Origin of the sequence: Planctomicrobium stercoris (genome assembly GCF_051465655.1) — a bacterium.
Taxonomy (GTDB): domain Bacteria; phylum Planctomycetota; class Planctomycetia; order Planctomycetales; family Planctomycetaceae; genus Planctomicrobium.
In genome coordinates this window covers 407140-423191 of the sequence record NZ_CP195791.1, presented here as the reverse complement: position 1 = coordinate 423191, position 16052 = coordinate 407140, and the positions used below count along the sequence as shown (strand labels likewise).

General features: G+C 56.1%; 14 protein-coding genes. 5 read left to right on the top strand and 9 right to left on the bottom strand.

Annotated features, from left to right (window positions below; translation table 11 throughout):
- Positions 1-3 precede the first annotated feature (3 nt).
- From SH661x_RS01690 to SH661x_RS01655, 8 genes are all read right to left on the bottom strand, one after another.
- Positions 4-699 (bottom strand): response regulator, encoded by a 696-nt coding sequence (locus SH661x_RS01690; protein ID WP_437227415.1) that lies wholly within the window; start codon positions 697-699, stop codon positions 4-6.
- Positions 696-1379, bottom strand: coding sequence for a phosphate signaling complex protein PhoU (phoU, locus tag SH661x_RS01685; RefSeq protein ID WP_437227413.1), 684 nt, complete (start codon positions 1377-1379; stop codon positions 696-698). Before phoU ends, SH661x_RS01690 begins: the two co-directional genes overlap by 4 nt.
- A 97-nt stretch (positions 1380-1476) precedes the next feature.
- On the bottom strand, positions 1477-2307 hold the full coding sequence (pstB, locus tag SH661x_RS01680) for a phosphate ABC transporter ATP-binding protein PstB (protein WP_437227411.1): 831 nt from the start codon (positions 2305-2307) through the stop codon (positions 1477-1479).
- Positions 2308-2326: 19 nt separating this feature from the next.
- Positions 2327-3379 carry a phosphate ABC transporter permease PstA gene (gene pstA / locus SH661x_RS01675; protein ID WP_437227409.1) on the bottom strand — a complete coding sequence of 351 codons (1053 nt, stop codon included), beginning with the start codon at positions 3377-3379 and terminating at the stop codon, positions 2327-2329.
- Positions 3376-4317: a phosphate ABC transporter permease subunit PstC gene (pstC, locus tag SH661x_RS01670; protein ID WP_437227407.1), complete on the bottom strand. Its 942-nt coding sequence runs from the start codon at positions 4315-4317 to the stop codon at positions 3376-3378. The genes pstA and pstC overlap by 4 nt, the downstream gene beginning before the upstream one ends.
- Positions 4318-4364: 47 nt before the next feature.
- Positions 4365-5342 (bottom strand): phosphate ABC transporter substrate-binding protein PstS family protein, encoded by a 978-nt coding sequence (locus tag SH661x_RS01665; RefSeq protein WP_437227405.1) that lies wholly within the window; start codon positions 5340-5342, stop codon positions 4365-4367.
- 190 nt (positions 5343-5532) lie between these two features.
- On the bottom strand, positions 5533-6834 hold the full coding sequence (locus SH661x_RS01660) for an O-acetylhomoserine aminocarboxypropyltransferase/cysteine synthase family protein (protein ID WP_437227403.1): 1302 nt from the start codon (positions 6832-6834) through the stop codon (positions 5533-5535).
- 176 nt (positions 6835-7010) lie between these two features.
- Complete coding sequence (locus tag SH661x_RS01655; protein WP_437227401.1) at positions 7011-7520, bottom strand: N-acetyltransferase family protein; 510 nt, start codon at positions 7518-7520, stop codon at positions 7011-7013.
- A gap of 299 nt (positions 7521-7819) precedes the next feature.
- On the opposite strand from SH661x_RS01655, the gene SH661x_RS01650 reads away from it, so the two are divergent.
- The gene (locus tag SH661x_RS01650) at positions 7820-9403 is read left to right on the top strand and encodes a hypothetical protein (RefSeq protein WP_437227399.1); all 1584 of its coding nucleotides are present in this window, start codon (positions 7820-7822) and stop codon (positions 9401-9403) included.
- 27 nt (positions 9404-9430) lie between these two features.
- Here SH661x_RS01650 and gmd read toward each other — a convergent pair whose 3' ends face one another.
- Complete coding sequence (gmd, locus tag SH661x_RS01645) at positions 9431-10504, bottom strand: GDP-mannose 4,6-dehydratase (RefSeq protein WP_437227397.1); 1074 nt, start codon at positions 10502-10504, stop codon at positions 9431-9433.
- 510 nt (positions 10505-11014) lie between these two features.
- On the opposite strand from gmd, the gene dnaN reads away from it, so the two are divergent.
- The 4 genes from dnaN to SH661x_RS01625 all read left to right on the top strand — a co-directional run bounded on the left by dnaN (position 11015) and on the right by SH661x_RS01625 (position 15800).
- Complete coding sequence (gene dnaN, locus SH661x_RS01640; RefSeq protein ID WP_437227395.1) at positions 11015-12130, top strand: DNA polymerase III subunit beta; 1116 nt, start codon at positions 11015-11017, stop codon at positions 12128-12130.
- Between the two features lie 85 nt (positions 12131-12215).
- Positions 12216-12566, top strand: coding sequence for a DUF721 domain-containing protein (locus SH661x_RS01635; RefSeq protein WP_437227392.1), 351 nt, complete (start codon positions 12216-12218; stop codon positions 12564-12566).
- An 83-nt stretch (positions 12567-12649) separates the two neighbouring features.
- Positions 12650-15166 carry a DNA gyrase subunit B gene (locus SH661x_RS01630; protein ID WP_437227391.1) on the top strand — a complete coding sequence of 839 codons (2517 nt, stop codon included), beginning with the start codon at positions 12650-12652 and terminating at the stop codon, positions 15164-15166.
- 472 nt (positions 15167-15638) lie between these two features.
- Complete coding sequence (locus SH661x_RS01625) at positions 15639-15800, top strand: hypothetical protein (RefSeq protein WP_437227389.1); 162 nt, start codon at positions 15639-15641, stop codon at positions 15798-15800.
- The last annotated feature ends 252 nt before the right edge of the window (positions 15801-16052 follow it).

Genomic DNA, 16052 nt, shown 5'->3' with positions numbered 1-16052 from the left:
CGATCAAACCCGGCGCGACGGCTTGAATCGATACCCAATTCCGCGAATGGTCTCCACCAGTTCCGCACGATCGACGAGCTTTTTCCGCAATGCACGGATATGAACGTCGATCGTCCGTTCCATGGAGTTGGCATCTTCTCCGCGGCATGTGTCGAGCAGCTCATTCCGGCTGAATGTTCTTCCTGGTTGCCGGGCCAGAGTCCAAAGCAGATTGAACTCCGTCGGAGTCAACGGAAGCTCTTCCCCATGCAGCTTCACGATGTGTTGAGTGCGATCGATATCGATCCCGTCGATATTGAGTGTCTGCCGGTCGTCCTCTTCCGACTGTGGACGGCGAAGCAGCGCTTTGACCCGTTCGATCAGTGGTTTGACCCGGAACGGCTTGGAAACATAGTCGTCGGCTCCCAGATTGAAGCCGACAATCTCATCGGTTTCATCATCTTTGGCAGTGAGCATGACGATGCGCACGTTCCTGGTGCGCGGGTCGCTGCGAAGCTGACGACAGACCTGAAGTCCATCGGGAGGTGGAATCATCAGATCCAGCAGCACAACGTCAGGCACCTGCGCCTGACACTTGAGAAGAGCGTCCCGACCGCTGGTGGCGGTGGTGACCTCGAAGTTTTCTTTCTGAAAATTATAAAGCAGCGCATCGAGGATGGGCGGCTCGTCTTCCACTATCAGAATGCGTGGGTTACTCATGAGCTGGTTGGTTTTTCTCCCTCGAGCTTCCGTGCATGACGAATGATGCGACCTTCCACGAGGTAGACGATATCTTCCGCAATATTGGTGGCGTGGTCAGCCACCCGTTCCACATGGCGAACCGCCGAAAACAGATGCAGCAGCGCATCCAGCTGGTCCGGAGACCGGTGCATGTACTCAATCAGCTGATGAATCAGCCCTTTGTTCATCTCGTCGATCTGGTCGTCTTCCAGGCAGACCCGACGCGCGAGTTCGCTGTTCAGATCGACATATGCGTCGATGCTCCGGTGCAGCATGTTGACGGCCCGTTCGGCCATCTGGGTCAACTGCTCGGGAATGGTCACCTGCGGGGAATTGAGCAGACCGCTGGCCCGCTCTGCGATGTTCACCGCCAGGTCCGCGACACGTTCCAGCTCCCCGGACACTTTCATCACGGTCGTGATCCGTCGCAGGTCGATCGCCACGGGCTGATACAGTGCCAGGATCTTCAGGCAGGCATCTTCAATCCGCACATCCCAGCGATCGATGTCGGTATCTTCGTTCATCAGCTGCCGGGTCTCTTCGTAGTCCGGAGCTGACAACTGTCCGACCGCGCGGTGAATCATGTCTTCCACGCGGGCGCACATGGAAAGCAGGTCCCGATGCAGTTCCGACAGGTCAAGTTGCATATGAACGGACACGTGTATTCCTCAACAAGGGGAGAGGGAATCGGGAAAAGGGGAAGAGTCGGCAGACGTCTTTTCTGCCCGCTGTCCCCTTCTCTTTTTTCACTGCCTCTCAGCCGAAACGACCGGTAATGTAATCCTGGGTCTGCTTCTCTCTGGGATTGGTAAAGATCTGCTCGGTATCTCCGATTTCGATCAATGAACCTTTCAGGAAGAATGCTGTCGAGTCGCTGACCCGAGCTGCCTGCTGCATATTGTGCGTCACAATGACGATGGTGTAGTTCTCTTTGAGTTCGAAAATCAGGTCTTCGATGCGGGTCGTACTCGCGGGATCGAGGGCCGATGCCGGTTCGTCCATCAACAGCACTTCGGGATCTGTCGCCAGCGCCCGGGCGATACACAGTCGCTGCTGCTGACCTCCGGAGAGTGCCATGGCCGAGTCCTGCAGCCGGTTCTGAACTTCTTTCCAGAGTGCCGCCCGCTGCAGCGAGGATTCGACGATGTGTGCAATCTTTTCCTTGTCGCGGATGCCGCCCACTCGCGGTCCGTACGCCACGTTTTCGAAGATCGATTTGGGGAACGGCGTCGACTTCTGAAACACCATCCCGACCCGCTTGCGCAGGGCGACGACATCCACGTCACTGGCGTAGATGTCCTGCCCTTCCAGCAGGACCTCACCAACGTGCCGGGTCCCCTCGACAATGTCGTTCATCCGGTTGAGAGTGCGCAGGAACGTACTCTTGCCGCATCCCGAGGGACCGATCAGGGCGGTCACGGACCGTTCCGGAATAGTCATCGAAATGTTGTACAGGGCCTGACTGTCACCGTAGTAAAAGCACAGATCGCGTGATTCGATCTTCGGTTTGCGAGGCTCGCTGGCGGGACCTTCGCTGCTGGCGGGTCGCTTCACGAGGCTGGAAAATGAGGATGCCGTGTTGGCCATGGTCAACAGAATTCCGAGGCTACCAGCGCAGATGCTTGCTGTATCGATTGCGAATAAGGATGGCGAGTCCGTTCAACAACAACAGAATGACCAGCAACACCACGATTCCCGCAGCTGCCACCGATTTGAATTCCGGTTTGAATTTCTGAACCCAGAAGAAAATCTCGATCGGAATCACTGTGAACGTGTCGAACGGGGCTTTCAGGAGCCCTTGTGGATGATCGCGCAGATCCGACAGGCTGTCCAGATTTCCCGGTCCAAAATTGACAAATGTCATCGCTCCCAGCATGACCAGCGGAGCGGTTTCCCCAATCGCCCGGGAGATCGCGAGAATGACACCGGTCATGATTCCCGGAGTCGCCGCCGGCAGGACCTGATGTCGAATCGTCTGCCAGCGTGTCGCCCCTAGCGCCAGAGAAGCATGACGCAATGACGCTGGGATCGCCCGCAGCGCTTCCTGAGAAGCAATGATGATGACCGGCAGAATCAAGAGCGAAAGCGTCAAACTGGCCGAAAGGACGACCCGTCCGAACGGCAGGGGAATCAAATACCCATCCAGCCATTCGGAGTAGAACAGCCCGTCGATCGTCACTCCGGTGTATTTCTGAATCACTCCATGCGGACCAAAGAGCCCGAACATGCGAACGAAGACTGTCAGCCCCAGTATCCCGTACACAATCGAGGGGACACCCGCCAGGTTGGCAAGATTGACCCGGATGATCTGGGTCAGCCAGCCGTTGCCTGCGTACTCCTCCAGATAAACCGCCGCTCCGACTCCAATCGGAACGGAGATCAGGATCGTGAAGGAAATCACCCACATCGTTCCCAGAGCTCCCGACAGGATCCCTGCCTTCTGAGGGAACCGGGAATCCCAGCTCGTCAGGAACTGCCAGTCCAGCCAACCCACAGCGTTCTTGGTCACAGAGACCAGAAGCACCAGCAGGACGACAACACTCATCCAGGTGACGGATGAGCAGATCCACTGGAACAGTCTGCTTTCCCGTTTTCCGCTGCGAAGTTGAGACTTCGGTTCCGGGGAAACGCTGGGAGGAGGCACTTCAACAGGTGTCATTGGTACACCTCACGGAAGCGGTGCATCCACCACTGGGACAGAATGTTCATCCCCAGTGTCATGCAGAACAGCGTCAGTCCGACTGCGTAAAGACTCTTGTATTCGATGGACCCGGCCGAAGTCTCACCCAGGCTGATGTTGACCATGAATGCCGTCATCGTCTGAATACTTTTCAGCGGGTTGAGCGTAATCACCGGACTCTGACCAGCCGCGATCACCACCGCCATGGTCTCACCCACGGCCCGCGAAATCGCCAGGAGAAACGAAGCGATAATTCCCGACGTGGCCGCTGGGACCACCACTTTGACGCAGACATCGTACTTGGTGGAACCCAATGCATAACCCGCTTCCCGCAGGCTCCGCGGGACCGCTCGCAGGGCGTCTTCGCTCAGCGAGCAGACCATCGGGATGATCATGATTCCAACCACAATTCCGGCACTCAGAGCATTGAAGCCGTCGACATCGAAACCGAGCAGGCCCTGAAAGATCGGGACGAGCACATAGGGCGTAATGAACTCCAGTGCGAAGTACCCGTACACGACCGTGGGAATCCCCGCGAGAATTTCGAGGAACGGTTTGACGATCTTGCGGACCTTGGGACTGGCGTATTCACTGAGATAGATCGCGGCCAGAATCCCGGCCGGTAACCCCGTGATCGCCGCCACTCCAGCCACGAGGATTGTGCCGCACAGGAGCGGCAGCACCCCGAAAAACTTCTCCGAAAACTGGGGAGACCATTTCGTCCCGAAGAAGAAATCGATCGGAGAGACCTCCTGAAAGAACGCCTTTTCCCCGGTGAACGAGAAGACCGATTCCGTCAGCAGAACAAGGATGATCCCGACGGTCGTGGCGATGGACAACAATGCACAGATCAGCAGCAGGCTCTCGATGACCTGTTCCTGAAAGCGGGCAGCGGTATATTTTTTTCGCAGCGACAAAAATTCACACTGAAAAACGGGAAATAACGAAGCTCATCCCTGAGCGACTACGGCGCGATGGCCAGCGCCTTTAACCTGCTCTTGTTCTCCGCGTAGTAAGCGTAACCGAAATAGCCCAGAGCATGCGCGTCATTGGCCACCCCGGTGACGAGGAAATTGTCATCAGCACTCTGCTGATAATCGCTCCGGGAAGCTCCCTTCTTATGGCAGATTTCTTCGGTGAAGTATTCAAACGTCCCGGAATCGGTATCCGGTCCAAAGAGCTTGATATCCACGTTCGGGAACTCCGGATTCACATCCGACCACTTCTTCACTTTGCTTTCAGGGTTCCAGATTTTCTCCAGATCCGCCACTGTCAGACCGTCAACCCAGTCATTTTTCGGGTTGACCACGACTGTCAGGCCATCCATTCCAATGGTCAGCTGCAGATATTCGATCCGTGCCTTTTGACAAAGTTCCTGCTCAGACTGCGTGATGTGTCGGGAGGCATCGCAGATGTCGATTTCTCCCGCAGAGAATTTCTTGAAGCCCCCACCCGTCCCGGAAGTTCCAACGGGAATTCGGACTTCTGGATGAGTACTGGAAAACTCTTCCACAACAGCCGTGGTGATCGGCGCGACGGTACTGGAGCCGTCGATCATGACCTGTCCCGAGAGTTTTTCACCCGCTGGCGGTCCTGCTTCCTTGATCGCTTCCTCGAGGAGTTTGACTTGCTCTTCATACCCCTCTTCGGGCAGACGGACGTAGCCGCTGTCGGCGACCAGTTCACGACCTTCGTCAGACAGATAATACCGAAGCAACGCCACCGTTGCGGGTCGTTTCAAAGCAGCCTTGTTCACATACAGGAACAGCGGCCGCGCCAAGGGACGGTATTCCCCCGACGTGATGGCCGCCTCCGATGGCAGAATCGCCCCCGCTGGGAGCATTGCGCCCCCAGGGGGGATCGTGTTCGATGGCTCCTTCTGACCACAACTGGAAGCAGTCGCCAGGAGAGCCAAGCCAAACACCAGCAGGCTTGATCGCATTAGATATCCCTGAACATCTCGTTCTCGGTCAAATCTTCAGCACATGGGTGCTGATTCCGGCCAGCCACGTTAAGCCAGAATTGTTAAGATGCCAATCTCGCCCCTGTTAAGACTTTGTTAAGATTCCACTTCCTGTTACCGTCAAACAACTTGCGTCTACAGGAAGTTTTCACAGATCGCAGGCTGGCCCCTAGATCTGGTCCAGTGCCTGCTTCAGATCGGCAATCAGGTCGCTCTGGTCTTCTGTCCCGATGGAGAGTCGGATGAAGTCCGGGGTAACGCCAGCGCTGATCTGCTCTTCGCTCGAGAGCTGCTGATGTGTCGTACTCGCCGGATGAATGATCAGCGACTTGCTGTCACCGACATTCGCCAGATGCGAGAAGAGCTTCACGCTGTTCAGGAACTTGATGCCGTTGGCGTGCTGTTCGGCAGGTGTCTGACCAGTGATCCCGAATCCGAAAATGGCCCCAGCCCCATCCGGCAGGTATTTGCGAGCCAGCTTGTACGACGGATGCGACTCCAGGCCAGGGTAGTTCACCCAGGAGACTTTCGGATGAGACTCCAGGAACTGCGCCACTGCCAAGGCATTTTCACAGTGCCGCGGCATTCGCAGATGCAGCGTTTCCAGACCCTGCAGCAGCAGGAATGCATTGAACGGACTCATCGACGGACCGATGTCCCGCAGCAGCTGGGTCCGCACCTTCAGAATGTAGGCCAGATTCATTGGACCGAAGGTCTCGTAGAACTTCATCCCGTGATACGAAGGATCAGGTTCTGTCAGCTCCGGGAACTTGCCGTTGTCCCAGGGGAAGTCTCCCTTTTCAACGATGATTCCACCGATGCTTGTCCCGTGTCCGCCGATGAATTTCGTGGCGGAATGGATCACGATGTCCGCGCCATGTTCGAATGGTCGGCACAGGTAGGGGGAAGCCAGCGTGTTGTCGACAATCAACGGGATGCCGGCGTCGTGAGCGACCTCAGCAATCGCTTCGAAGTCCGGAATATCACAGCGGGGGTTGCCGATCGTCTCGATGAAAATACAGCGAGTGTTGTCGTCGATCGCTGCCTTGAACGATTCAGGACGGGCCGCATCAGCGAACCGACAATGAATCCCCATTTTCGGAAGCGTGTGCTGGAACAGGTTGTAGGTTCCGCCATACAGACTTGTGGCGGAGACAATATTCTGTCCCGATTTGGCGATGTTCAGAATGGCCAGCGTTTCGGCAGCCTGACCTGATGCAACAGCCAGAGCCCCGCTTCCTCCTTCAAGCTGTGCGACCCGTTTTTCGAGAACGTCGCACGTGGGATTCATGATGCGGGAATAGATGTTGCCGAATTCCTGCAGGCCGAAGAGACGGGCAGCGTGGTCGGCATCGTTGAAGACGAAGGAAGTCGTCTGATAGATGGGGACGGCGCGGGCGTTGGTCGCGGGGTCAGGAGATTGTCCGCCGTGCAGACAGACTGTTCCTCGTTTCATGGATGGCTCGCTCATCGTAGTGCTCTTATCGCTTCAATTGCCGGGGGACCTGTCCAGGCTGGGCATGCTAACTCTCCGGCAGCACAATCTCAAATCAGGCTGCCCGCCGTCAGAGGTCGCGGGTCGGGGAATCGAGGTCAGGAAATCCCGCGATTGCAGGGTGATGCCTGATCCCGGACCTCCTTTTAAATTCAGACAGTCTTGGAAATTCGGAGCGTGGAATCTTTGGATAGCGGTTTATCCAGAAATCGGGTCGCGAAGCCGCTGGGATCGCCGTAACCCAGTCTGCGGTAGAGTCGTTCTGCCAGCGGATTGAGTTCGCGAACTTCCAGCGTCACTTTCCCGCACCCTTCCGCAGCCGCATACGCCTCCACCGCAGCCAGAAGCCGGGTTCCGATCCCCTGTCCCCGATATTCTTTGAGGACCGACAGGTCGTGGACATTGATCAGCGGCTTGCCCGAGAATGTCGAGAATCCGCGAAAGCAGACCGCCGCTCCGACAGGCTGTCCTTTCAGAAGTGCCAGGAATGTCAGTGCACCCGGGACCTTCTTCATCCCGGGGACCATCTGTTCCAGAATTTCCGCAGGCAGGCTTTTGCCTCCCCCCTGAGGTTCCATGGCGTACGCGTTCACAATCGAGACGATTCCAGCAGAATCTGCCGCATTGTCGAAGTCAGCCAGACGGATCTGCAAATGGTCCATGAAACGCAGCCTTTTAGCGTCAATACCGCAACTCTGAACTCTTTAACGGCAAGTTCCGAGGCTGGAATTTATTACGAATGGGTCATCGGAAGGGAATTTCCGGTACCCCTGTTCGGAGGTCTGAGTAAAATCCGCATTCAACTCCCTACTCGGGATTCCGCGGAAGAAACTTCAACTCTCCCGATCCTCGAGACCCACCCTTCCTACTGGTTCCCGCCTCCTCAAATTCTATCGAATTTTCATCTTCCATCAGCCTTCAATGAGACCTTTCGCTTCACGCCAGTGAAGCGGTGAATGACGTGATCGAAGTGTGTCAGCAGTGCAACATCGTCACCTGGTTCTCTTATGCAACAGCGATCTTCCTGTTGATAGGACAGACTCTGTTTGCACAGTCCTCAAGTCTTTCTCGAGAGACGGCTCTGGGAAACTTCGGCGAAGAATTTTTCACCGGTCCTGATTCCTCTCCTCCTCCCGGTTTCAACGGCCGTTTGCTGGATGTTCCGCCTCTTCCGCAGACTTCGCCACAGTTCGCTCTGACTCCCGTCGACGATGTCATCGCCAAAGAAGGAATTCTGCCCCCCGCACTCTCACTGGATGACGAACACGGGATGGTGTTCTCTCCGATCGAGCCTCCCGTTCCCTTCGGATGGTATCCCCCGGGAGCGACGATGGGAGGATTTCCGCCTGTCCCCAAGTTTGTCGAGGATAGTGATTCGCTCCATCAATTTCTGGAACAGAATATCACCGTTCGGCTGCGAGGCGGCGGGATTCTCCGGCCATACGGATTCGCACGCGGTGACCTGGATGTCGCCTCGCACCTGTTCAACGATATTCAGAATCCACAATGGATGATGCCGGGAGAGAAGACCACCCCCACATCGCCCAACCCCGACAAAACCAACTACTCGCTGTATCCCCGCCTGACCCGCCTGGGGGTGGAGTACTACGGGCTTCCTATCAAGTCGCTCGATGACGCTGTCGGCCACGCCCGTGTCGAAATCGACTTTCTGACGAGTATTCCACAGAACTCGGAGTCGCGGCAGCTGATCCGGCTGCGGCTCGCCTACGCCCAGGTTCACTACAACGACTGGACGATCCTCGCCGGGCAGGACTGGGATATCGCGTCTCCCCTGTATCCTGCGATCAACGACAATACCTTGCAGTGGAACAACGGAAATCCCGGTGATCGCCGTCCCCAATTCAAGGTTCTCTGGGACCACGACTTTGGAGAGGGGTACCGTCTGCAGTTTCAGAACGGCATCGCGCTCATGAACTCCGTTGGTTCCTCGCCGGATCTGGATGGGGATGGAATCCGCGATAACGAGTACTCCGGGATTCCGGGGTATCAGGGACGCGTCGGTTTTGTGGTTCCCAGCTGGGTCCCCAATAAAAAAGCCCTCGGCGGCTTCTGGGGCGCGTGGGCAACCCAGCAGACCTCAAATCCCATTGGAGCCTCAGGGAACACGATCTTTCATCTCTGGGGCTACGGGACTGACCTGCACCTCCCATTAACAAAGTGGCTGACGTTTCGCAGCGAGTTCTTCCACGGTGCCAACCTTGCAGACCTGCGCGGGGGGATCGGACAAGGGATCAACGTGACTTCGGGAGAATCGGTGGTCAGCACCGGAGGCTGGTTCGAACTGGTGACACAGCCGACCTCCTGGTATCAGAACTCGGTTGGATACTCTGTGGACGATCCTGAGAATTCGACAGTGCCTCAGTACGGCCGGACATTGAACCATTCGTTTTACATCGGGAACCGCTTCCTGCTGGGACGCGGACTGGTCATCGGTTCCGACATTCAAAAATGGGTGACCGAATGGGACAGCTACAGCACGGGTGAAGGGGTCTTGTTCAAAGCATTCGCCCAGCTGAACTTCTGAGCCGCGTGAACGAATTTCGCAGTCCACTTAGGCCCGGTTGAGTTCGTGGCGCGCCAGCGCGACATCATGGTCCACCATCATTTGGACCAGACCTTCAAAGGAGACTTCCGGAGACCAGCGTAGCTTCTGTCGAGCTTTCGTGGCATCACCACAGACCGCATTGGCCTCTGTCGGTCGGAAGTAATTCGGGTCAATCTGAACGACTGACCGGCCATCCTCCGTCACTCCCACTTCATCAATTCCGGCTCCTCGCCAGCTGATGGGCATCCCGACATGTTGAAACGCCAGCTCACAAAACTCCCGAAGTGAATGTGTTTCACCGGTGGCCAGAATAAAGTCGTCCGGCGACTCCGCCTGCAGCATCTGCCACATTCCTCGGACATAGTCCCCGGCAAAGCCCCAATCGCGTCGGACGTCGAGGTTTCCCAGCAACACGGACTGCTGCTCCCCGGTCAGGATCTTTCCGATCGCCCGTGTGATCTTCCGGGTCACAAACGATTCTCCACGCCGTGGTGACTCGTGGTTGTACAGAATGCCGTTCACCGCAAACATCCCATACGACTCACGGTAATTGATCGTGGAATGAAATGCGTAAACTTTCGCGACGCCATAGGGATTCCGGGGATGAAAGGGGGTCTGTTCCGTTTGAGGAGACTCGGCAGCCTTCCCGAAGATTTCCGACGAACAGGCTCCGAAAAATCGGGTCGGCAGGTCGAGCTTGCGAATCGCTTCCAGCAGACGGATCGTCCCCAGACCCACGACGTCCCCGGTGTATTCCGGCGATTCAAATGACACCTGTACGTGGGATTGTGAACCGAGATGATAAAGCTCGTCAGGGCGGATCGTTTTGAGGATCTCCACCAGCGACGCAGTATCGCACAGGTCTCCGGAAACAACCTTCAACTTTCGCCCATTTACCCCTTCTCCGGAAAGCAAATGATCGATGCGACTGGTATTCTTACTTGAGGATTGCCGGACGATTCCCCACACTTCGTATCCCTTGGCCAGCAGCAGCTCCGCGAGATACGAACCATCCTGACCGGTCACCCCGGTGATCAATGCTTTTCGAGGTCCTGCAGCGTGAGAATCTCCGGTGTCCATGGTGATCAATGTTCTGAATCGAGGATTGCGTTCGCGAACTCGGAGTCCCACCGGCATTCAACATCGGAGACTGAGGCGTCCGGGGGCAGGCACTCGTTCACCATACAAAGATCATCGAAGCAAATGCGACTCTCTCCAGCGAGGAGGGTTGTCGCCGATTCGTATCGGTTTGAAAAAGACCCCGCCTCGCGTCGAATACCTGTTCAAAATCAGTGCGTTTTCGGAGTGCGTTTTCGGCCCCTTTTCGCCTCTTGAAATCGTTCTGCGGAAAACCGCTTCGCTGTCCGCAATGCAGTGACAGACTTGCCACATTTTCTGAACGTGATTTCGACGCGTAGCCAAACCTCGTCAAAGATCGCAAATCTCCTCCACAAAAACGGTTACGATCTGCTCTCCTCGGTTTCCGTCAGTTCTCAAATACCCTATGATACAACTGCTGATATTCTTTCTTCTGCTTGGTCCAAGGATGGATGTTCAGCTTTCCGTTTGTTCAAAGAATGAAACCCATCCATGAAACTCAGTTGTCCTCGCAATGTACTCCAGTCTGCCTTTGGGATTGTCAGCGGGGTTGTCCCACAGCGTTCACCCAAGGAAATCCTTCGCAACGTCAAGTTGACGCTTGCTGACGGGAAGGCCACCTTGCTGGGAACCGATGAAGAAGTCGGGATCCGGTATGAACTCGCAGAAGTCATCACCGAATCCGTGGGAGAGGTTCTCCTGCCGACTCAGAAGTTCACCGCCATCCTGCGTGAAGTGCAGGACGACACCATCCAGATCGAAGTGAACGAAGACGCCCTCTGGGTCCGCACATCCCAAAGCGAATTCCGCTTAAGCGTGGAAGATCCCGCACAGTTTCCCTCCGTGGCAAAGTTTGAAGACCAGAACTACTACGTCATCTCCGGAAAGCTTCTGAAGCAGGGAATTCAGCGAACCCTGTTTGCCACAGACACCGAAAGCACCCGGTACGCTCTGGGGGGCGTGCTCCTGGAACTCGATGCGGAACATCTGACGCTCGCTGCCACAGACAGCCGTCGTCTGGCTGTGGTGAAGACCACCTGCAGTGCACACGGGAACGTCAAGGAAGAAGCGGGACAACCGGTGATTCCAGCCAAGGCGATGTCCCTGATCGAACGTTCGATTCATGATGACGAACAGGAAGTCCACCTGGCGATTCACCCGCACCACGTCCTGGTCCAGAGTGGTTTGTCGACCATTTACGCCCGACTCGTCGAAGGTCGTTTCCCCCGCTATCAGGATGTGATTCCCAATCAGTGCGAAACGAAAATTGAGTTTGTCGTCGGTCCGTTCCTCTCGGCTGTCCGTCAGGCGATGATCGTGACGAATGAAGAAAGCCGGGGAGTCGACTTTGCCTTCGGTGACGGCACTCTCACGCTCACCAGCGTGGGACAGGATGTCGGCTCTTCCCGCATCGAACTGCCGGTCAGCTTCGAGGGAACTCCTTTTGTCATCACGTTTGATCCGCGATTCATTCAGGAATTCCTGCGGGTTCTGGAACCGGCAGGACCTGTTTCGCTGAATCTGGTGGACGGCAACAGTGCAGCGGTCTTCAAAGCGGATGAAAACTACACGTACGTGGTCATGCCGCTGGCTCGGGATGATCGGTAAGTGAATTCGATCGCAACGTCACGGACCGGCGTTGCGACTGCGGCCTTTGGCGAAATGCATGAATCTGTCAGGATGGAATCGCTCAATGGACTATGGACCCAAGGAACGGAATCGGCCTTACGATACTTCCGAACCGGATACCCTGGGTGCCGTGATTTCGAAGTTGTTCGCTGCGCGGGGATTCGGAAGAGTCCAGGCCGATCGGCAACTGCATGCAGCGTGGAGTCAGACGGCGGGCGAGGACCTGGCCCGTCAGACTCGCGTCCTGAATCTGAAAAATGGAGTGATGCAGATCGGGGTGGCCAACTCCGCGCTGTTGAATGAACTGGTTTCCTTTCGCAAACAGGAGTTGCTGGAGCGGATTCAAGCGAATCACTCCCATCTCAAGTTGCGGGATCTCAAGTTCAAGCTTCGTGGAGACCTGTTGGGAAGTTGAAAATTCGACAGTGAGTCCGTGGGTCGGCGAGTTCTTCCGACTCACAGCACCGTCGAAGACTGATGTTGACGAATTGGAAAACGATGAGCAGCAAACCAAAACCTGTTTCTGAAGACTACAGTGCCGACACCATTCAGCATCTGGAAGGGATTGACGGAATTCGTCATCGCCCCGCCATGTACATCGGAGGGACCGATCTGGCAGGGCTGCATCACCTGGTTTATGAAGTGACCGATAACGTGCTGGACGAATTCGCCAACGGGTTTGCCAGCGTCATGAACGTTCAGATTCACGGCGACGGGTCGGTAACCGTTTCGGATGACGGGCGCGGAATTCCTGTCGACACGATGAAGGACAAGGGAAAGTCCGCCTTGGAAGTGGTGTTCACAGAGATTCACGCCGGTGGCAAGTTCGATCGGAAGGCCTACGCGGTCGGGACCGGGGGACTGCACGGAGTGGGAATCACCGCGGTGAACGCACTCAGTGAATGGGTTGAAGTGGACGTCAGCCGGCAGGGACACGTCTGGCACATGGAGTTCGCAAAAGGCCGTCTCGACGCTCCTCTCTCGAAAGGAATGCCGACAGAGCTCACCGGGACGAAAGTGACTTTCAAACCGGATCCGGAGATTTTCCCGAACACTACTTTCAACTACGACACCATTCATAAACGACTGCAGGATTGTGCGTTTCTGAATGCCGGAATTCGGATCAACATCACCGACGAACGGACCGGACAGTCCGACACGTTCTTCTACGAAGACGGTCTGGCCGAGTTTGTGAAGTGGATCAACCGCACGGAAACCCCGCTGCACCCGGATGTCATTCGCATCATCGGGACCGTGGATACCGTCGATGTGGACATCGCACTCCAGTGGAACGACGGCTATTCCGAAAGCGTCCGCTGCTTTGCCAACGGGATCAGCAACTCCGACGGCGGAACGCACTTCTCCGGTTTCAAAACCGCCCTCACCCGCACGATGAATAACTACGGGAAGGCGAACAACCTCTTCAAAGACATGAACCCCAGCGGGGATGACTTCCGTGAAGGTCTCGCTGCCGTTGTGACCGTCCGCATCCCGAATCCTCAATTCGAATCCCAAACAAAGATCAAGCTCACCAATCCGGAAGTGGAAGGGGCCGTGAACTCCGTCGCCGGTGACGTGCTGACGAAGTTCCTGGAAGAAAACCCGGGGATCGCCAAGAACATCTGTCAGAAGGGACTCCGGGCAGCAGAAGCCCGTGAAGCGGCCCGTAAAGCACGCGACATGGCCCGCAGCCAGAACAAGGTCTCCGGAGGAGGACTCCCCGAGAAGTTGCGGGACTGCCGGAATCACTCGCTGGAACTTTCCGAACTTTATCTCGTGGAAGGGGACTCGGCCGGTGGATCGGCCGACCAGGGCCGGGATTCCGCGACGCAGGCGGTGCTGCCGCTGCGAGGAAAGATTCTGAACGTCGAAAAGGCACAGATGGTGAAGGTGCTGGCCAACACGGAAGTGACTGCACTTTTCAAAGCGATTGGAATTCTCCCGCTGGCGGAAGAGGTGGATGTTCAAAAGCGTCGCTACGGCAAAATCATTCTGATGACCGATGCCGACGTCGACGGTTCTCACATTCGCACACTGCTGCTGACGTTCATATTCCGGCACATGCGGGAATTGCTGAAGCAGGGCTGCGTGTACATCGCTCAACCTCCGTTGTATCGCGTCATGCCACGCGGAAAACGAAGTCAGAAACCGCGGTATGTTCAGACCCATCAGGAGATGATGAATGAACTGCTCGGTCTGGGGCTCGACGGAGCAGTCCTGGTGTTGCAGCCTCGCGAAAGTCTGATCGGTCCAGCGACTGCAGGAAATACCGAGCGACGTGAGATTACCGGTCCGCAGCTGCTGGAGCTGGCGGAGACTCTCGCTCAGGTGACCGAGCCGCTGGAAGCGCTGGAACGACGCGGGATTTCGCTGCTTCGACTGGCACGCGAACACACGAGTTCGGATGGTATGCTCCCTCGCTTCCGTGCATTTCGCGGAACCGAAGAGAAATGGTTCTCCACTCGGGAAGAGCTCGATGCCTATCTTGCTGAGCAGAAGACTCCGGAGATCGTGGAAGCTGCTGTCGTCGAAACGGTCCCGGCGGATGGAACCACTCCCCCGGATGCCCCACAGGTGGAAACGGTGACGAAGGCGGACCTGTTCGAAATGCGGACGATCAATCAGGTGCTTCGAACGCTGCAGGAGAAGTTTCAGCTTTCGCTCAACGATCTTCTTCCCGCTCCCCCGAAAAATGCCGAGCAGGTTTTCCCGTACGAAATCGTCGGTCACGATTCGCCGCGAAAACTGGTCAGCCTGCGAGACCTGGTTCCCGCACTACGTGATCTGGGGGGCAAGAGCCTGACCTACACCCGGTTCAAGGGTCTGGGTGAAATGAACCACGATGAATTGGCGGAAACAGCCATGGAACCTTCGACGCGACTGCTCAAACGGGTCACCCTGGATGACGCTGCCGCTGCTGAAGAAATTTTCCGCGTGCTGATGGGCGATCACGTCGAACCTCGACGCGAATTCATCGACAAACACGCCCTGGACGTCAAAGACCTGGACGTGTAAATCGCACGATTGGTGTCCGACAGAAAGTTTGTCATTTCAGACAATTTGCTTGGCCACGTCCGGCACAAAGTTTGTCACAGATGGCGTACTTGGGCCACACATACGTTTCTGATATCCGCAATGTTTCTCGTTGGCAAGCACTTGTCTGCTTCAACGATGGACACTTCGGTTTCTCGCGGTGCGAAACATCAAACCGGAGCAACGCTCGCCCAACTCGACTGAACACGGAGGTTGAAGGCTGATAGGTACTGGCAGCGTGACGTTCCGGGCCTGGGGCATCAACTTCGGACAACTGCTGCGGGAGAACCAGCAGAAGTTCGCAGAGAAATGGAACCCGGCGAGCAGAAGTCATCAGTCTCCCGATGCTTCCAGCGAGGAGACGGAAAAGGGAACAGTGAAAAGAGTTTTGTCTCGCAGGACGCAATCCAGAAGAATCTCGCGCAGAGACGCAGCGGCGCAGAGGAAATCAAAAATGATCCTCCCTCTTTCTTCTCAGCGGCTCCGCGCGAGTTCTCTTCATTCTGAATCCTTCTCCCCGCAGGAGACACCACGTGGTTCCAGCATCCGTCCCCGTTACCTGTTCGATGTGACCGATCAGGGAGAACTGCTGCAGATCTTCCCCGAGGCCCAGTAGGTTTGCACTCGGGTCTGCAGCTGTTTCCCGGTGACACCTGAGATCGTTTCTTCCACAGAGGGGCATAGCGACGACCGTATGCGATGGTGAACAGGAATGAACCAACAGATTGATTTGACACCTCAGGTGCGGTTAACTGTCACCAAAGGACAGGACTCTGAATTCCTCATTGACGAGAAATTTGCGAAGCAACTGGAGCTCGCGTTCTGTAGAAAAGTCGTCCGGTCGAGCAGGACTAATGAAGAACGGATG